This window comes from Dietzia aerolata (assembly GCF_014144865.1).
Classification (GTDB): Bacteria; Actinomycetota; Actinomycetes; order Mycobacteriales; family Mycobacteriaceae; genus Dietzia; species Dietzia aerolata.
The window spans coordinates 1-16654 of the sequence record NZ_JAALDM010000028.1; the positions used below are offsets into that span (position 1 = coordinate 1).

The 16654-nt window shown below is 69.0% G+C and carries 18 protein-coding genes; 9 read left to right on the plus strand and 9 right to left on the minus strand.

All coding sequences use genetic code 11. The features are described from left to right. Positions 1 to 1341, plus strand: a 1341-nt coding sequence (locus G6016_RS02250; protein ID WP_182631086.1) for a protein adenylyltransferase SelO, incomplete at its 5' end; no start/stop codon positions are given. Between the two features lie 10 nt (positions 1342 to 1351). Here the strand turns inward: G6016_RS02250 and G6016_RS02255 are convergent. Continuing rightward, complete coding sequence (locus G6016_RS02255; RefSeq protein ID WP_182631087.1) at positions 1352 to 1498, minus strand: hypothetical protein; 147 nt, start codon at positions 1496 to 1498, stop codon at positions 1352 to 1354. Between the two features lie 120 nt (positions 1499 to 1618). Continuing rightward, positions 1619 to 2863 (minus strand): cytochrome P450, encoded by a 1245-nt coding sequence (locus tag G6016_RS02260; protein ID WP_182631088.1) that lies wholly within the window; start codon positions 2861 to 2863, stop codon positions 1619 to 1621. Between the two features lie 68 nt (positions 2864 to 2931). Between G6016_RS02260 and G6016_RS02265 the strand changes: the two genes are divergently transcribed. From G6016_RS02265 to G6016_RS02275, 3 genes are all read left to right on the plus strand, one after another. After that, positions 2932 to 3588 carry a TetR/AcrR family transcriptional regulator gene (locus G6016_RS02265; protein ID WP_182631089.1) on the plus strand — a complete coding sequence of 219 codons (657 nt, stop codon included), beginning with the start codon at positions 2932 to 2934 and terminating at the stop codon, positions 3586 to 3588. A gap of 102 nt (positions 3589 to 3690) precedes the next feature. Then, a complete protein-coding gene (locus G6016_RS02270; RefSeq protein ID WP_182631090.1) occupies positions 3691 to 4638 on the plus strand; it encodes a hypothetical protein in 948 nt (315 codons plus the stop codon). 196 nt (positions 4639 to 4834) lie between these two features. Then, a complete protein-coding gene (locus G6016_RS02275) occupies positions 4835 to 5653 on the plus strand; it encodes a hypothetical protein (RefSeq protein ID WP_182631091.1) in 819 nt (272 codons plus the stop codon). A 12-nt stretch (positions 5654 to 5665) separates the two neighbouring features. On the opposite strand, the gene G6016_RS02280 is transcribed toward G6016_RS02275, so the two are convergent. From G6016_RS02280 to G6016_RS02295, 4 genes are all read right to left on the minus strand, one after another. Continuing rightward, on the minus strand, positions 5666 to 7327 hold the full coding sequence (locus G6016_RS02280) for an FAD-dependent oxidoreductase (RefSeq protein WP_182631092.1): 1662 nt from the start codon (positions 7325 to 7327) through the stop codon (positions 5666 to 5668). Between the two features lie 26 nt (positions 7328 to 7353). Continuing rightward, the gene (locus G6016_RS02285; protein ID WP_182631093.1) at positions 7354 to 8343 is read right to left on the minus strand and encodes an AurF N-oxygenase family protein; all 990 of its coding nucleotides are present in this window, start codon (positions 8341 to 8343) and stop codon (positions 7354 to 7356) included. A 329-nt stretch (positions 8344 to 8672) separates the two neighbouring features. Further along, positions 8673 to 9326 carry a TetR/AcrR family transcriptional regulator gene (locus G6016_RS02290; protein WP_182631094.1) on the minus strand — a complete coding sequence of 218 codons (654 nt, stop codon included), beginning with the start codon at positions 9324 to 9326 and terminating at the stop codon, positions 8673 to 8675. A 101-nt stretch (positions 9327 to 9427) separates the two neighbouring features. Further along, entirely contained in the window at positions 9428 to 10516 is a 1089-nt protein-coding gene (locus G6016_RS02295) for an AraC family transcriptional regulator (protein ID WP_338403478.1), read from the minus strand. Between the two features lie 42 nt (positions 10517 to 10558). Between G6016_RS02295 and G6016_RS02300 the strand changes: the two genes are divergently transcribed. Together G6016_RS02300 and G6016_RS02305 are read left to right on the plus strand one after the other, a co-directional pair. After that, on the plus strand, positions 10559 to 12112 hold the full coding sequence (locus G6016_RS02300; RefSeq protein WP_182631095.1) for a flavin-containing monooxygenase: 1554 nt from the start codon (positions 10559 to 10561) through the stop codon (positions 12110 to 12112). Beyond that, positions 12109 to 12894: an SDR family NAD(P)-dependent oxidoreductase gene (locus tag G6016_RS02305; protein ID WP_182631096.1), complete on the plus strand. Its 786-nt coding sequence runs from the start codon at positions 12109 to 12111 to the stop codon at positions 12892 to 12894. Before G6016_RS02300 ends, G6016_RS02305 begins: the two co-directional genes overlap by 4 nt. A 43-nt stretch (positions 12895 to 12937) precedes the next feature. Here G6016_RS02305 and G6016_RS02310 read toward each other — a convergent pair whose 3' ends face one another. Next, positions 12938 to 13681: a dienelactone hydrolase family protein gene (locus tag G6016_RS02310; protein ID WP_182631097.1), complete on the minus strand. Its 744-nt coding sequence runs from the start codon at positions 13679 to 13681 to the stop codon at positions 12938 to 12940. 98 nt (positions 13682 to 13779) lie between these two features. Between G6016_RS02310 and G6016_RS02315 the strand changes: the two genes are divergently transcribed. Further along, positions 13780 to 14247, plus strand: coding sequence for an SRPBCC family protein (locus G6016_RS02315; protein ID WP_182631098.1), 468 nt, complete (start codon positions 13780 to 13782; stop codon positions 14245 to 14247). A gap of 67 nt (positions 14248 to 14314) precedes the next feature. Here G6016_RS02315 and G6016_RS02320 read toward each other — a convergent pair whose 3' ends face one another. Continuing rightward, positions 14315 to 15211, minus strand: coding sequence for an alpha/beta fold hydrolase (locus G6016_RS02320; RefSeq protein WP_338403479.1), 897 nt, complete (start codon positions 15209 to 15211; stop codon positions 14315 to 14317). Positions 15212 to 15481: 270 nt separating this feature from the next. Between G6016_RS02320 and G6016_RS02325 the strand changes: the two genes are divergently transcribed. Then, positions 15482 to 15973 carry a MaoC/PaaZ C-terminal domain-containing protein gene (locus G6016_RS02325; protein WP_182631100.1) on the plus strand — a complete coding sequence of 164 codons (492 nt, stop codon included), beginning with the start codon at positions 15482 to 15484 and terminating at the stop codon, positions 15971 to 15973. A 6-nt stretch (positions 15974 to 15979) separates the two neighbouring features. On the opposite strand, the gene G6016_RS02330 is transcribed toward G6016_RS02325, so the two are convergent. After that, positions 15980 to 16189 carry a hypervirulence associated TUDOR domain-containing protein gene (locus G6016_RS02330; protein WP_182631101.1) on the minus strand — a complete coding sequence of 70 codons (210 nt, stop codon included), beginning with the start codon at positions 16187 to 16189 and terminating at the stop codon, positions 15980 to 15982. Between the two features lie 237 nt (positions 16190 to 16426). Between G6016_RS02330 and G6016_RS02335 the strand changes: the two genes are divergently transcribed. After that, positions 16427 to 16654, plus strand: a 228-nt coding sequence (locus G6016_RS02335; protein WP_182631102.1) for a transglycosylase family protein, incomplete at its 3' end; no start/stop codon positions are given.

A 16654-nucleotide genomic window follows, 5' to 3' on the forward strand; every position in this document is an offset into this window, starting at 1 on the left:
CCGCGCCTCGGCGACGGGCGGGCCCTGCTGATGGGCGAGCTCGCCGACGGCCGCGACCTGCACCTCAAGGGTTCCGGCCGCACGCCGTTCGCCCGCGGTGGCGACGGCTTGGCAGCGGTCGGCCCCATGCTGCGCGAATACATCATCAGCGAGGCCATGCACGCCCTCGGTGTGCCCACCACCCGGTCGCTGGCGGTCACCGCCACGGGCAACACCGTCCACCGGGAGGAGCCCCTGCCGGGCGCGGTGCTCGCGCGCGTCGCGGCGGGCCACGAGCGGGTGGGAACGTTCCAGTTCGCACGGGCCCTCGCCGGAAAAGACAATAAGGGCGACGACAACGACAACGACAACACGGTGCTGCGGCGGCTGGCCGACCACGCGATCGCCCGCCACCATCCCCGGGCGGCCGGCGCGGCGAACCCGTACCTCGAGTTGTTCTCCAGCGTGCTGCGCGTGCAGGCCGACCTCGTGGCGCGCTGGATGCTGCTGGGATTCGTCCACGGCGTGATGAACACGGACAACACCACGATCTCCGGCGAGACCATCGACTACGGCCCGTGCGCGTTCATGGAGTCCTACGACCCGGCGACCGTCTTCAGCTCCATTGATACCGGCGGCCGGTACGCCTACGGGAACCAGCCCGGGATCATGCAGTGGAACCTCGCGCGCTTCGCCGAAGCGTTGGTCCCGCTGATCGACCCGGACCCCGACGAGGCCGTCCGCCTGCTCACCGAGGAACTGAACACGTTCCCCGACGCGTACCGGCGCGCCTTCGCCGACGGGATGCGTGACAAGCTCGGACTGCCAGGTCGTGGGGACGCGGGAGGTGGCGCGGATGCGGGCTCTGGCGATGGCGCGGGACCGGGCGGAGGCTCGGGCGAGAGCTCGGGGGCTGACGACGAGCAGGTGCGCATGCTCATCGAGGACCTGCTCGCCCTGCTGGCCGCAACACATGTAGATTTCACGAACTTCTTCCGGAACCTCACCGCCGCCGCCCGCGGGGACGAGACCGGACTCCGGGAGTTGTTCGCCGCAGCGCCGGGCGGGAGCTGCTCCGAGGCCGACCCCGGCGCGGGCGAAGGCCCCGCGGATGCCTGGCTCGCCCGCTGGCGGGCGATGGCCCCGTCGGCAACGAGAATGGCCGACGCCAATCCCGTCTACATTCCGCGGAACCACCTGGTGGAGGAAGCGCTGGACGCCGCCACGGCAGGTGACCTGGGGCCGGTGCGGAACCTCGTCGTCGTCGTCACCGATCCCTACACCGAACGCCCCGGACTGGAGCGCTACCTCGAACCCGCACCGGCGGGCGCGGCGCCGCACGTGACGTACTGCGGCACCTGACGCGGCGCGGCTACAGGCCGGTGGCGCCGATGAGGGCCGCCGAGCCGAACGGCAGGTACGCCACGAAGTTCAGTGGCGCCGGCAGTGCTGCGTAGATGGCGTTGGCGATGCCGAGGAAGATCCCCGAGATCGGCCCGTTCATAGGTCCAGACCACATGATGTCTCCGATCCTCTACAGGCGTTGACGGGTGGTCCTGACGTTCCGTCGCGCCCCGGCCGGCCGATTCCGGCCTCGCAAGGTATATCGCCGGTCGGGGGTGGATCGTTGCAGGTCGGCTCAGATGGTGAGGCCGGTGGCCGGAAGCGAGGTGAAGCCGCGCGTGAACGGGGAGACGGTGCGGACGGCGGCGGTGTGGTCGACGCCCAGGCTCGGGTGCGCGGCGTAGAGCTCCTCCACCGCGAGCCGGGCCTGCAGTCTCGCGAAGTGGGAGCCGATGCAGAAATGCGGTCCGCGCGAGAACGCGAGGTGGCCGGTGTCCTCGCGGGTGATGTCGAGCTGGCCGGCGGTGGGGCCGTAGCGGCGCTCGTCGCGGTTGGCGGAACCGTAGAGCATCATCACCTTCTCGTCGGCCGGGATGGTCACGCCCTCGATCGTCACCTCGCGCGTCGTGGTCCGCGCGAGCGCCTGCACGCTGGACTCCATCCGCAGGCACTCGACGAGCGCGCCGGGGATCAGGTCAGGGTTGGCGGCGAGCATCGTGCGCTGGTCGGGGTGACGGTCGAGCAGGGCCGCAGTGTGTGAGATGAGGTTGCCGGTCGTGTCATTTCCGCCGGCGACGATGACGAAGCAGAATCCCAGCACGTCCCAGTCGGTGAGCGTCTCTCCCTCGATCTCGGCCTGCGTCAGTGCGGAGATGAGGTCGTCGCCCGGGGTGGCCCGGCGCTCGGTGATGAGCGCGCCGAAGTACTCGAACATCGCGCCGACCGCGCCCAGTGCGCCGCCGTCGAGGCCCTCCGGGCGGAAGCCCTCGTCTTGGAGTGAGGTGAGGGCGGTGACCCATGGGTCGAAGAGCGGGCGGTCCGCCTCGGGCAGGCCGAAGAGGTGCGCCAGCACGAAGGTCGGCACCTGCGACGAGAAGTCGCGGTGCAGGTCCACGGTCTCGCCGGCGGCGTGGCGCTCCGCCATGTCGGCGAGCCTGCCGCGGACGAAATCGCGGATGATCGGCTCGGTTTCGGCGACCCGCCTGGGGGAGAAGGCCTTGGCCAGCAGGCGGCGCTTGGTCGAGTGCTCGGGCGGGTCCATCATCACGATGGTCGGGGCCAGGCCGAGCTTTTCGATCTCGTCCGCATAGAAGGTCAACCCGCTCGCGGAGGAGAACAGGTCCGGCTCGGTGACGGCCGCGTCGACGTCCGCGTACCGCGACAGGGCCCAGAATTCGGGGCGCGCCTGCGTGCCGTCGCCGAGGTGATGGTGGACCGGATCGGTGTCGCGGAGCACCTGGTACGCCGGATAGGGGTCCGCCAGGTGGGCCGGGTCGAAGGGGTCGAAGACCGCGGGGCCGGAGGTCGTGGGTTGCGCCATGACGCCATTTAACACCGTCTGTTATTCGGTGGGAAGGGGCATTGCCGGAACCGGTCTAGACTCTCCGCATGTCGCGATCCTCCGCCGAAACTCGACAGGCCCTCTACGCCGCCGGCCTGCGCCGATTCGCGACCGAGGGGTGGCGATCGGCGCGCGTGCGCGACATCGTCGCCGACGCCGGTCAGGCCAACGATTCGGCCATCAACTACCACTTCGGTTCCCGCAGCGGACTTCTCGGGGAGATCCTCAATCGCGGTGTGGCCCGGATGGAGGACGAGCGCCGCGCGGACCTCGAACGCTGGACCGCCGCGACCCCAGAGTTGGGTGAGGTGGTGCGCGGCGTCGTGGCACCGCTCGCGGATCTGCTGCTCGACGACGAGGGGCGATGCCTACTTCGCGTGATCGCCCAGGTGGGCCCGCTCACCGAGGTCGGGCGGACCGTGACCGCTGCTCCGGTGGAGGGGACTGTGCTGCAGGAACAGCTCGCCCTGCTCGTCGCCGGAGCATCGCAGCGGTGCGGTGAGGAGGTGGCGCGGCATCGGGTGCGTCAGCTCGTGGTGATGGCGACGTCTGAACTCGCGGTGCGCGCCGAGGGCGAGGTCGGGGACCCCCCTTCGCACGCCGAATACGTGGCGGATCTGATCGACTGGTTGGCTCTCGGGCTGGCTCGACCTCGAGTGGCCGTGGCCGAGAACGATATTGAGGCAAATCTGAAAGTGTTTTGACAAACGCGAAATGTGTTTCCCATCGTCACACGTTCGTAGGACACTCATGGGCATGGCATCGGGTCGACCTTCGTGGACGCCCAATCCGAGGAGGCGGTGGCCATGCGAATTCTCATCGCAGATCGAGACGGCGGGTACAGAGCCCGGGCCCGATCGCAGTGTTCGACCGAGTTCGTCCAGGATCTGAAGCTCCGCGTGGGGGCCCGCGACACCGTGCGGGTGCAGTGGCCCCACCCCGGCGAGGGCGGTCACGCGCGGCCGCACTCCTGGGAGTCCGCGGCGGCCGCCGGGGTGGCCGATCTGGCCAGACTCGTCCGGCTCCATCCCTCGGACGACATCGTGCTCATCGGTGTGGGCTGCGGAACCCGAGTCATCCACGACTGGATTGACGCCAACCCCGACCTGCTGGATCGGGTGGCGGCCGTGGGACTGATCGGTGATCCCTTCCGACCACGCGGGCAGACCCTGCCCGGCGTCCCCGATCCGGGTGGCCAGGGCGTCTACGGCAGTTGGGAGAGCCCCATCCCCGAACGCACCTTCTGGCTCTCCGTGCCCGGTGACCCGCTGAGCGGTGTCGACGGGGACAGTCCACTGCGGCCGGCCGTTCACGACTCCGACCTGGCGCCGGACCAGGCCTACGACGAACTGCTTGTCGACCTATCCGAAAGTCGCACCGGACTCGCTGCCCGACTTGGCGTCGCACACCGTCCGACCCAGTGGTCACTGGGGCTTCCCGGACGAGTGGACCGGGCGCGCGAGGTCCTGCGCAGACAGGCCTCTGGTCACTACATCGAGGCCTATGAGACCGGTGAGCAAAGTCAGCCGTCACCGCTCGGGCAACTGATCATGGCCATCGCGGAGCACACCGCCGAATCGAACTCATGCCCTGCCGTCGACCACCCGGGCGAGCGCCTCGTCGGCAGTCTGGGCGACCGCTCCGCGCGCCATCCGGCAGGCCACCCCGCAGGTGGCCCGGTCGGTCACGAGGCGGGCCGTCCGGGAGGCCACCCCGCACGCCACGCCCACGCCCTGGAGCCCGGAGCCGCCTGACCGGTCGAGCGCTCCATGCCGACGGACCGGATGCCGTCAGGGCAGGTCCAGGCGGCGGAAATGAAATCCGTTTCTCCGCATTTTCCCAGGTGATTCCCAAGTTCGTGTCGGACGATCGTATGACACTGGCGGTATGCGGGTGCCCGGCGAGGGGAGTCGGGACGCCCGCGTGTTGACGTGAGAGCGAGGAAAACACGTGCGGTTGTTCATTGCCGACACTGACGGCGAATTCAGGAGCTTCGACGACACCATCGACGAGCGCGCCCACGAACTCACCGATCGCCTCGGCTTGGAACCGGCCGTCCGAGTCCAGTTCCCCGAACCCGGTGACCTCCCGAGAAACGCCCATACGTGGGAATCGTCGGCCGCCGCCGGATCAGCGGATCTGTCCAGGCTCGTCAGACTTCACCCCTCCGATCCGGTCATGCTGATCGGGATCAGCAGCGGCTGCCGGGTCATCCACGACTGGCTCGACGCCAACCCGGACCAACTGGACAGGGTGGTCGCGGTGGGGATGATCGCAGATCCCTACCGTCCCCGGGACCGCTGGCTACCGGGCCAGGAGGACCCCGGAGGACAGGGGGTCGCGGGCAGTCGGCTCGGCCCCATACCGGACCGGACCCTGTGGCTCTCCGTCCCCGGCGACCCGGTGAGCGGAGTGGAGGAGGACAGCCTGATGCGCGGCGTGGTCCGCGGCTCCGAACTCGCCCCCGTGCAGGTATATGACCAGCTCATCGAGGAGATGCCGGAATCCAAGGTCGTCTTTGGCACGCGGTTGGGCCTTATGGCGCGTGGGCAGTGGTCACCGCCGTTGTCCCGCCGGGTCGACGAGGCGTGGGAGTTGCTCCGGCGGCACCGGGATGTCGACTACGTGTCGGTGTACACCGAATCCGACGGCGGTCCGTCGCCAGCCCTCCAGCTCATCACCGGTCTGGTCGACCTGGCGTCCCGGCATCAGCATGCTGGGCAGGGAGGCGGGACTGAAGACGACCTGGCGTGCACGCCGCTGCGCTGACGCCGCTTCGAATCAGGACACGGCCGCGCGTGCTGGGTCTGTACGGTGCCCGGGCTCGCGCTCGCGCTCGCGCCAGCTCGCCAGATCGACGGCATCGGGCCGCCGTGCGCGCAGCATTGCCTCGAACTCCGCCGCCGGCCGCGGCACCGGCAAGTGGCCCGAGTTGGCGTCGGCGAGCAGGGCATTGACCGTCTCGCGTGCGCACGTCTTGTTGGAGCCGATGAACCCGCGGGGACCCCGCTTGATCCAGCCCACGGTGTACGCCCCCGGAACCTCGGCGCCGCCGGGAGCATCGAGAACCCGGCCCGACAGATTGGGGATCGTCGCGGACTCAGGATCGAACGGCACGCCCGGAAGGGGAATCCCCCGGTAGCCAACCGACCCCAGGACCAGCCCCGCCTCGAGGAACTCCTCGGTGCCGGCAACCGGGAGGGCCGCGGCCGGCGCGGTGTTGTCGTCGTCGTCCCCAAAGGACAGTTCGGTGCGCACAACCCGTAGGCCCTCGGCGCGGGCGGTTCCCACGATCTCCACGGGGGAGGCCTGGAAGCGCAGGACGATCCGGCGGCGAGAGTGCCCGGGGCCGGCGGAGTCGTCCGGCCCGGTGGCGGCGCCGGAGTCGTTCGCGGCGGGGAGCGCGGCGAGGTACTCCAACTTCAGGCGCGTCTGGCGGTCGGGCGCGGCCGAGACGTCGATGCCCTCGGGGGCGTGGACTCGCAGGTCGATGTCCTCGCGCGCGGCGAGCCCCACCAGTTCGGGCAGCGTGAATGCGGCGTGTTGGGGGCCGCGGCGGCCCAGTACCACCACCTCGCGGACCCGACTGCCGCGCAGGGCGGCGAGGGCGTGCGGTGCGATCGATGTGGCGGCGAGCCGCTCCGGATCGGTGGCCAGGATGCGCGCGACATCCAGCGCGACATTGCCGTTGCCAACGATCACCGCCCGCTCGCTGTCCAGCGGGACGTGGGTGGCTGTGTGATCGGGATGGCCGTTGTACCACGCCACTACTTCCGTAGCGGACATGCTGCCGGGGAGCTTCGTACCCGGGATGGGAAGAGGCTTGTCGGTACCGGCTCCGGTCGCGTAGATGACCGCATGATGGTGGGCGGCGAGCTCGGCGACGGTGATGTCCCGGCCGACCTCCACGCCGAGGCGGTAGTCGAAACCCGGCTCGTTCTCGATCGCCGTGAACAGCTCCGCCACCCGGCGGGTGTCGACGTGATCGGGGGCCACCCCGTGGCGGGCCAGACCGTGCGGAACGGGGAGGCGATCGAAAACCGTCACCTGCACGCCGTCCTGGCGGAGCAGCGCGTCGGCCGCGAACAGGGCTGCGGGACCGGCGCCCACCACCGCGACCCGCAGCGTGGTGCGGGTGGGGCCCAGGCGGACCAGCGTGGGAACGCGGGCCTGCGGCCGCGACGGACGATCATCCCCGGTGAGCTCGGCGTTGATGCGCAGGAAATCCCCCTGCTCGGGCGCGAGTTCGGTGTGCGGGACGATCGCCCCGACCGGGCAGGCGCCCACGCACGCGCCGCAGTCGACGCAGGACACCGGGTCGATGTAGAGCATGTCGGCCGTGCCGAAATCCGGCTCGTCGGGCGTGGGGTGGATGCAATTGACCGGGCACGCGTGGACGCAGGACGCGTCCGCGCAGCAGGCCTGCGTGATGACGTGGGGCATGGTGATTCCCTGAGACCGAGTCCGGGTCAGTCCGCGAACGCCACCGGCGGCTCGCCCCGGAATCGGGACGGTCGGCCGTCGATCTTCAGGGCCTTCCACACGCGGCGGGCCAGCGGGTTCATCAGGCCGGAATCCTCGGCGAGCTGGCGGACGTCGCCGAACAGGTCGGACAGGAATCGCTGCGATTCGGGGCTGTCCCAGTACAGCTCATCGACGACGTACTGCGGGATGTCGAAGGCGTCGCGGAACTCGGAGGTGGGCTTGAGGATCGCGTCGCACAACAGCCGCATGATGACCGGGAACAGCAGCGACGTGGCCATCGTCTGGGCGCGCGACATCTTGGGTGCGTTGCGCGCGACGTAGGTGTGGGCGAACGAGATGTGGCGGGCCTCCTCGGCCACATGGATCTCCATGATCCGCGAGAGCACCGGCGGCAGGTCGTCGGAGTGGCGCAGGACCTGCTTCTGGGTGTGGTCGATGGGCTCCTCGCCGGCCAACACCCCGATGAAGAACGCCACCGGGAACGGGCCGGCGGCCATGGGGATGATCGGCGAGATGCGGCGCAGCCACCGCGGCATACCCGGAACATCCGCGCCGATGCGGTTCACGCCCTGCTGGAACATCTGCGTGTGGTGGCACTCCTCGGTGGCCTCGTGGGTGAGGTACCGGAACTCGGCCGAGCCGTTGTTCGACTTGAAGACGTACTGCATGATCCCGCGGATCAGGATGTTCTCGAACTGCAGCCCAACCTTCATGATGTTGGCCTGGCGCCACAGTCCGATCGCGATCTGCTTCTCGAGCGGGAGTGACTTGTACCAGGGGTGGCCGCCAAGGGGATCGATGCCGGCGGGCAGGACCCAGCGGGCGTCGGTTGGGTCGACGGCGAAATCGGGATCGTCCCAGGCGATGTCGATGAACGGGTCGAAGCTGCGGTGGACCGAGGCGTCGGACAGGCGCCGGAGCGTGGCCTCGTACTCGTCGGTGCTCGCCGAGGGGCGGGGTGCGATTGCGGTCATGACCATCCTTCCGGTCACCGGCCTCGTGGCCGGGAGCGTGGGACCCGAGATCGAAACGGTTACAGAGTGACAATCTCGATCTATTTGTCACTGACGCTAGACACGGAGGGGTCATGTGTCAACGGTTGGTCTGGATGCGGCCGGGTTGATCCAGGTCAGCCGTTATCCGTGGAGCGCAGCCGCGCCCCGCGATGGCGTCTCGCGCCCGCCGCGGGACGAGCGAGACGCCATGCAGGGGAGCGGCTGTGGTCGGATGGTGCCGGCGCGGGACGGGCGAGACGCCATGCAGGGGAGCGGCTGTGGTCGGGCCGATGCGGGTCGGCGGGGCATTACGCGCCCGGCGGGAACTCCGACGGGCCGAGCAGCGGCCCGATCTGATTGCGGGCGAAGGCACGCGTGAGCCCCGGGTCGTCCAGGTCGATGATCATCGACGGACTGAGGATGAACGAGACGACGAGGCGAACCACGACCTCGGAGACGACGAGCAACTCCTCCCGGCTGCGATTGTCGGGCACGCTCCGCGAGACCACATCAGCGAGAAAATGCGCGGCCGCGGTGATGAGCGGCGCCCCCTGCACGGTGAAGTACGGGACGGTCGATTCCGCCTCGGTTTCCAGGAGTCGGTTGAGGAGGCCGTGGTCGCGCAGCCTGGTGATGGTGAACGCGAACCCCTCGGTCAGCTTGCCTTCGAGTGAGTCGTGGGAGTCGATTTCCTGCTGCAGCGCTGACAGGAACCACCACGCCTCCCGCATCAACGCCGCCTCGACGAGATCCTGCTTATTGGCGAATCGTCGATACAGCGTCATCCGGGCCAGGCCGGCGCGTCGCGTGATGTCACCCATGGTGGACCGGGCGATCCCGACGCTCGCGAACTGTGCGGTTGCGGCGTCGAGGATTTGCTCGCGGATCGGATCGTCGTCACCCTCCGAGGGCTGCCCGGCGCTCAGCAGGGACAGCGGATCGGACGACGACGGCGAACTCATGGCGCCCATTCTCCCACCTGGGAGGCGGGTGTGCTGCAGGGTCGGGCCGACCGCGCCAGAGGTGTCGGTTGCCCTCGAGACGCCGACCGCGACAGGGATGCTTACTGCGCCCGGGTCGCCTGACCGGCATGGGAGACCTGTCCGGCCTGGCGGATCTGCCTGGCCGTCATCCCCCACCAACGACGCGCGTACTGGCTGAAGGTCGTGGCGTCGCCGAGTCCGAGCGCGGAGGCGATCTGATAGAGCGGGATCTCTGTGGAGGTGAGCAGCCGCAAGGCGGTCTCGCGGCGCACCTCATCCCGGATCGAGGCGAAGGTCTCGCCCTCCTTCGCGAGCTCGCGCTGCAACGTCCGCGGCGACACCGCGAGCATGCCTGCCACATCGGTCAGCGACGAGGTTCCCGTCTCCAGCGACTGATGGAGAACCGCGCGAACGTGGTCAACGACCCCGCGTCGGTCCGGCGGAACATGCTGGTCGAGGTAGCGCAGCGCCAACTGCTGCAGGGTCTGATCTCCCCCGGACACCGGATGGTGGAGCAGGGCCGAGGGCACCCGCAACACCGCGCCCGGGGTGGAGGCGTTCACCGGCGCGCTGAAGAGTTCCTCGTACCGCCGCGTCGAAACGCTGGGCGGGTTCGGCAGCTCCACCGACAGCAGTCCGTAGTCATTCCCCAGCAGACTCTGCATGGAGTGGTGCAGGAACAGTAGAACCAGATCGACCGACTGTGGGGGGATCACCTGGCCGGCGTCCCGGTACCCGAAGCGCACACCCAAGACGTCGTCGTCGCCCCTGGGGTCTTCCACCACGGTGATCTCGATCGACCGCGAGTGGAAGAACAGGTACTTCGAGGTCATCTCCAGCGCCTGGGTGGCGGTACGGGTGTTCTTCACGGCCACCGCGACCGGGCCCAGCATGTCCAGGTCCTGCAGCCCGGCCACGCGCAGGCCGAGATCGGGGCAGTTCAATTCCGCAGCCGCGGTCTCCAGAAGCAGCGCGATGGCGAGGTCCTCGACCAGGAGCTCATCACTGTCCAGGGCGGCGACCGGGAGCGCGCAGCGACTCGCGAGATCGTCGGGGTCCCCGCCGAGGTCGGTGACCACCTGCCGGACGCCGCGCAGTCCCGCCGATCGGATGTACGCCATGACGAAACCCTGCGCGTCGTGGCGCAAAATCTCAACTTGTTGGCGCATTACGGCAAGTTTTTATGCGCTCGGCGGGCTACCGTACTGGACATGAGCGCAACTTTTGACAACCGCCAGCGGCCGGGCGCGACGCACGACCATCCACTGGACCTGCTGATCGTGGGCGCGGGCCTGTCCGGAATCGACCTCGCCCACCACGTCAGTCGCGAGTTCCCGCACTGGAACTGGGAAATTCACGACGACCATGATGACCTCGGTGGGACCTGGCACACCTTCCGCTACCCCGGCATCCGCTCGGACTCGGACATGGCGACCTTCGGGTTCCCGTTCCGGCCCTGGCCGCACGAGGCCACGCTCGGAGGCGGCCCCGAGATCAAGGAGTACCTCCGCGACACGGCCCGCGAGGCCGGCGCGCTGGAGCGGCTCCACCTGCGTTCCTGGGTGGCCGATTCCAACTGGGACAGTGCTCGACAGCTGTACCGGATCACTTGTCGCGTGGGATCTGAGGCTGGCGGCGAACCGACCGAGCGCATCGTGTGGTCCCGCCGCGTCCACTACGGCTCCGGCTACTACTCCCACTCCGAGGGCCACCGCCCCGAGTTCCCGGGCGAGGCCGATTTCACCGGCGAGATCATCCACCCGCAGCAGTGGCCGGAGCACCTGGACTACGCCGGCAAGAAGTTCGTGGTGATCGGCTCCGGCGCCACGGCCGTCACACTGCTGCCGGCGCTGGAGGAACTGGGCGCCGAGGTGACGATGCTGCAGCGCACCCCCACCTACATCGGCCCGCTGCCCACGAAGGACCGGATCAGCGCGTTCTGGAAACGGCTCCTCCCGGCGCAGGCGGCGCACCGGGTGGCGCGCTTCAACCACGGCGCGCGCGACATGACGCAATACGTGGTGGCGCAGCGGGCGCCCTGGCTGTTCAAGGCGGCCCTGCGCTCGATGCAGCGCAAGTTCATCTCCGCGGAGATGATCGACCAGCACTTCACGCCCGACTACCGCCCGTGGGATCAGCGCGTCTGCAAGGCCCCCGAAGGCGACATCTTCCGCTCCCTGCAGCGCGGCGCGCGCGTGGTGACCGGGAACATCGAGACCTTCACCGCCAACGGCATCCGGCTTACTACAGGTGAAGAAATCGAGGCGGACGTGATTATCACCGCCACCGGTCTGCGCCTCCAGGCGTTCGGCGGCGGCACCCTGAGCATCGACGGCCGACCACTCGACATCCCCGCGCAGGCCACCTACCGCGGCATGATGCTCGCCGGCGTGCCCAATTTCAGCTTCACCGTCGGCTACATCAACTCGTCCTGGACCCTGCGCGCGGACATGGTCTCGCGCTACATGGTCAAGCTGTGGAAGCGCGGCGACGCGGTGTACGCGCCGGTGCTGCCCGATGCCCCCGCCGAGCGCATGCTACTCGATTTCGACGCCGGGTACGTGCGGCGCGACGGTCACAAGTTCCCCAAGCAGGGCGAGGCGCGGCCGTGGCGCTACGTGCAGAACTACCTGGTGGAGATCCCGGAGCTCGCCTTCGGCGACCAGCGTCGCGGGATGGCGTTCGGCGATGCGGTGGAGCTCGCCGGGGCACGTGGGGACGTGGGGTCCGACAACGACGACGACAAGGTGGGCCTGGCCCGATGAGCACTTCTACTCCGCGGCGCGTCCTCGTCACAGGCGCGGCCTCCGGCCTGGGGTTGGCAATCTCGCGAGAATTTCTCGCCCTCGGCGACGAGGTGATCCTCACTGATATTCATGCGCAGGCTCCGCCCGAGGTGGCGGAGTTGGCCGGACGTTGGACCTACCGGCGTCTGGACGTGACCTCGGACGCGGACTGGCTCGCCACGGCCGCCGAGATCGACAGCCTGGATGTCCTGGTCAACAATGCCGGCATCGCCGTGGGCGGGCCGATCGGGACCACGTCGATGCAGGCGTGGCAGCGAATCGTCGACATCAACCTGCTGGGCGTGGTGCGCGGCTGCAGGACCTTCGCCGACCGGATCCCGCGCGGTGGCCGGATCGTCATCACGGCCTCGGCCGCCGGTCTGGTGCACGCCCCGCAGATGAGTGCCTACAACGCCACCAAGGCCGCCGCGGTCGCGCTGGGGGAGACGCTTGACGCCGAGCTGCGGCACCGCGGGGTGTCCACGTCGGTGATTTGCCCGCAGTTCTTCCAGTCCGGGCTCGCGGATTCACTGTCCGGCGAGGACGCGAAGTCCGATGAGATGGCGCGCAAGCTGCTCGCCCGGACGCATTTGACGTCCGAGATCATCGCGCGGCGGTCGATGAAGGGGATCGAGGCCCGGCGGACGGTGATCACGCCCGACGCGTTCGCCACGTTCGCCTGGTACTCCAAGCGCTTCACTCGGATCCCGTTCATGGCGAGCACCCGCCTGATCGGCCGCTTCGCCGCCCGCGGGCGCTGATTCTCAGGCGTACGCAGGCGCACTCAGGCGTACGCAGACGTACTCAGGCGTCGACGGACCCGCCGAGGGTGCGGGCGAACAGGGCCTCAATGGTGGCGAACATCCGCTCGGCGCCGGCCTCCTGGTACGACGCAGTGTCCGACATGCTGAAGCCGTGCGGGGCATCCGGGTAGGTCTCGTTCAGCGCGGTCAGTCCGGCGGCATCGAGGGATCGGCCCAGTTCGGCGATCGCCTCGGCGTCGTTGGCGGGGTCGGCGTCCGCGTGACCGAACGCGAACTCGGCCCGGCAGTGCGGCAGCAGCAGGTGGGGGCTGGACTCGGAGCCGTCGACCAGGGCCGCGCCGTGGAATCCGGCTGCGGCGGCCACGTGCTCGGGTCGCAGCGCAGCGGCCCCGATGGCCAGCCGCGCGCCCATGCAGTAGCCGGTCACGCCGACGGGCCCCGGGGTCGCGTGCTCACCGAGGGTGTCCAGCCAGCGGGAGGTATCCGGATTGGACTGGTCCGGGGTGTAGCCCTGCACGCGGGGCATGATCACCGGCCCGTAGGCCTTCCGGTTCTCGGGGACGGTCAGGTCTATCGGCGGCAGCAGTTCGTCCCTGGTGCCGAGTCGGTAGAAGACGTTCGGGGCCAGGACCGTGTAGCCCCACCCGGCGATCCGGTCGGCCATCTCCTCGATACGCGGTCGCAGTCCGATGGCGTCGATGAACAACAGAACACCCGGGCCGGACCCGGTCAGGTAGGCCTCGGCGGTTCCGTCGTCGGTGGCGATCTCGAGCGTGGTTCCCATGCCACGTGCTTACCACGTGCGTGCCTCGCATCAGCGGCATCGGCGAACGGAGGGCGCGGCCGGATGCGAGATCGGTGTGAGGGGTGCACGGTGGAGGCATGAGTGATTCCACAGCCATCACCGTCGAGCGCGTGATCGACCACTCGGCGGCCGAGATCTTCGAGTTCCTGTCCAACCCCGAGAACCATGCCCGCCTGGACGGCTCCGGCTTCGTCCGCGGCGACTACAAGACCGACCGCCTCCAGCAGGTCGGCGACGTGTTCCAGATGGACATGGAGGGCCCGCACCGGGGCGGCGAGTACCGCACCGAGAATCACGTCGTGGGCTTCGCCGAGGACAAGCTGCTGGCCTGGCAAACCGCGCCCGGCCCCGGCATCGAGCCCCCGGGCTGGGAGTGGGTCTGGGAGCTCGAGCCGCAGGGCCCCGACTCGACGCTGGTGCGTCACACCTACGACTGGTCGAAGGTCACCGACAAGAAATACCTGGAGAAGATCAACTTCCCGCTGGTATCTGAGCAGCAGCTCGAGGACGCGCTGTCCAACCTCGCGGCGGCCGTCGCCGGCTGAGCCCGGGGATGGGTCGCGGTGCCGGGGCCCGGTCTGTCGGCACCGGCCACCACCCCGCCCCAGCGGCTCACACCATCTCGGAGAGAGTCTTGAGCATTTCCGACAGGTGGGCCAGTGGCAGGAGGTGCCCCTCGTTCCGGACGACGGTCAGTCGAGCGTCGGGTAGGTGGTCCGCCAGCCACTGACCGTTTGTCGGCGGTGCCATCTCGTCGCGGTCGCCGTACCACAGCGCCACGGGCGTGGCGATGTCCTCGACGCCGAAACCCCAGGGCCCGACAAACGCGACGTTGTCCCACGCGATCGCACCGATTCCCTGCTGCAGCGCCTCGCGGAAATTGACGGCCAGGGCCTGCCGAGCAGTCGGATCCGTGATCACCGCAGGATCGCTGCGCGCGAACATCCAGTCGATCCAGGGTGAGGTCTCGTCGTCCCGGACCGAGAGCATCGCCTCGAGCATGTCGGCATTGCCGTCGCGAAAAATCTCGGCAGCGCGCGCCGGATCCTCCGGTAGACATGCCAGCGCCTCGAGATCATTCGGGGTGAGCCCGTCCCGGGCCCCCGGCATCCGGTCGAACGGAGCCAACCCGCCGGAGATCCCCACGCCGGACACGCGGTCAGGAAACTCCACCGCGGTGGCCAGCGCGAACGCGGTGCCGCCCGACCACGCTGACACCCCGACCCGCCCCAATCCAAGATGATCTGCGATCGCCCCGACGTCCCGTGCCATCCCTGTCACACTGATCGGGCCGGGGTCGGAGGCACCGTAGCCGGGTCGGTCGAACCCGATCAGTCGCACACCGGCGTCGGCCGCGAGTCCGCCCCCGAAATCCAACTCGAGCCTCGACCCCGGAGTGCCGTGGAAGTGGATGATCGCGGTGCCGGCGGGGTCGCCGCATTCGTGGACCGCGACCACACGGGAGCGGCCCCCGTCCGGGATGACGACAAGGGTGGGTTTGGTGGTCACGGCTGCCATTATCCGCTGGCGGACGCCACCTCGCAGTGTGTCGGGCCGTGGCGCCGAGCATGCGATCGGTGAGGGAGCCCGGCTGACGCCACGGGCTGCGCTTGCGCTACCGGCCCATCAGTTCGCAACTTTCCTGCCCCAGCGTCGTGCCGGTCTCGAGGTAGGACTTGAGCCTGACCGGGTCGCCCCCGGCGCGACCCGGCAGGAGACCTGGGTAGGTTGGATGCCATGTGACCTGGCAATATCCGCCAGCAGAGGAAAGGGCCGACCATGACAGCGCAGTCCTCGACGCCGGGATCGGACGAGAGACCACTGCCGTCGGTATTCGCCGACGACCTCACGGTGGGCGACCGCGTGCAGCTGGGCGAGTTCCTCCTCGAGCAACAGGATCTGATCGAGTTCGCCGAGCGCTGGGATGATCAGTGGTTCCACACCGACCCGGCGGCCGCGGCCACAGGCCACTTCGGTGGCGTGATCGCCAGCGGAATCCACACCATCGCGATCCTGCAGCGCCTCACCGTGGAGGCCATCTACGGCCAGTGGGCTGTGGTCGCGGGTCGTGAACTGGAGAGTGTGCGATTCCTCGAAGCCGTACGCCCGGAGGACACTCTCACCGGAACGATCGAGATCACCGACATCAAACTCGGATCCACGCGCGGGCGGGTGTCCCTGAGCTGTCAGCTGGTGAATCAGGCCGGGGTTCCCGTCCTGGCCACCGACATGACCATCGTGATGTTCCGGCGCCAGCCCGCCGCCAACTGACGCGACTCAGTTCACCTTCCGCAGGGCACTCTCCTTGTGCATGGCCACGTGGTCGGTCTTGTCACTGTCGATCTCGTACTGCGGCTCCTCCGGACTGCAGCGCCGCGTCCGGCCCTTGAACTCCACGTCCTTGGTGTGGACCGCCCGGATCACGCCGCGGACCATCCCCGCCTCGGAATTCCACTCCACATGGTCGCCCTTCGAGAAAGCACTCATGGCCCCAGTCTGCGTCGGTGTGGGTGAACTCACCACCGGTCGATTCGCCGGTGTACGCGATCCCCGGATTAGCGGTCCTGACCTGCGGCGGGCCTCGTCGTCGTCGTAAAAATTCGGCCCCCCGACACGCCGTAGGCACCGGCACCGACCTTGCGCCGCACCCCGGTCGGGTCCGTAGTGTCGGCGGCCGTCCGAGTCAGATGCACCAATCCGAGACCCCCAGGGAGGTCGCGAAGCATGCAGAAGAACCTCGTCCGAACCCTCGCCGGCGCAGTCCTGGCAGGCGGTGTCGCCGCCGGAGCCGCCAGCCTGTCCGCGCCCGCCGCGGGCGCCGCCCCCGTCTCCGCGTGGGACCAGGTCGCGCAGTGCGAGTCCGGCGGCAACTGGCAGATCAACACCGGCAACGGCTACTACGGCGGGCTGCAGTTCGCCGCGCAGACCTGGACCGGCCACGGCGGCGGCCAG

Bases quoted from the DNA above. Each gene is read 5' to 3' on its own strand.
- G6016_RS02330 (WP_182631101.1), bottom strand. From the start codon at position 16,189: ATGAGTGCTTTCTCGAAGGGCGACCATGTGGAGTGGAATTCCGAGGCG.
- G6016_RS02310 (WP_182631097.1), bottom strand. From the start codon at position 13,681: ATGGGAACCACGCTCGAGATCGCCACCGACGACGGAACCGCCGAGGCC.
- G6016_RS02285 (WP_182631093.1), bottom strand. From the start codon at position 8,343: ATGACCGCAATCGCACCCCGCCCCTCGGCGAGCACCGACGAGTACGAG.
- G6016_RS02315 (WP_182631098.1), top strand. From the start codon at position 13,780: ATGAGTGATTCCACAGCCATCACCGTCGAGCGCGTGATCGACCACTCG.
- G6016_RS02260 (WP_182631088.1), bottom strand. From the start codon at position 2,863: ATGGCGCAACCCACGACCTCCGGCCCCGCGGTCTTCGACCCCTTCGAC.
- G6016_RS02290 (WP_182631094.1), bottom strand. From the start codon at position 9,326: ATGAGTTCGCCGTCGTCGTCCGATCCGCTGTCCCTGCTGAGCGCCGGG.
- G6016_RS02270 (WP_182631090.1), top strand. From the start codon at position 3,691: ATGCGAATTCTCATCGCAGATCGAGACGGCGGGTACAGAGCCCGGGCC.
- G6016_RS02300 (WP_182631095.1), top strand. From the start codon at position 10,559: ATGAGCGCAACTTTTGACAACCGCCAGCGGCCGGGCGCGACGCACGAC.
- G6016_RS02280 (WP_182631092.1), bottom strand. From the start codon at position 7,327: ATGCCCCACGTCATCACGCAGGCCTGCTGCGCGGACGCGTCCTGCGTC.
- G6016_RS02295 (WP_338403478.1), bottom strand. From the start codon at position 10,516: ATGCGCCAACAAGTTGAGATTTTGCGCCACGACGCGCAGGGTTTCGTC.
- G6016_RS02305 (WP_182631096.1), top strand. From the start codon at position 12,109: ATGAGCACTTCTACTCCGCGGCGCGTCCTCGTCACAGGCGCGGCCTCC.
- G6016_RS02265 (WP_182631089.1), top strand. From the start codon at position 2,932: ATGTCGCGATCCTCCGCCGAAACTCGACAGGCCCTCTACGCCGCCGGC.
- G6016_RS02255 (WP_182631087.1), bottom strand. From the start codon at position 1,498: ATGTGGTCTGGACCTATGAACGGGCCGATCTCGGGGATCTTCCTCGGC.
- G6016_RS02325 (WP_182631100.1), top strand. From the start codon at position 15,482: ATGACAGCGCAGTCCTCGACGCCGGGATCGGACGAGAGACCACTGCCG.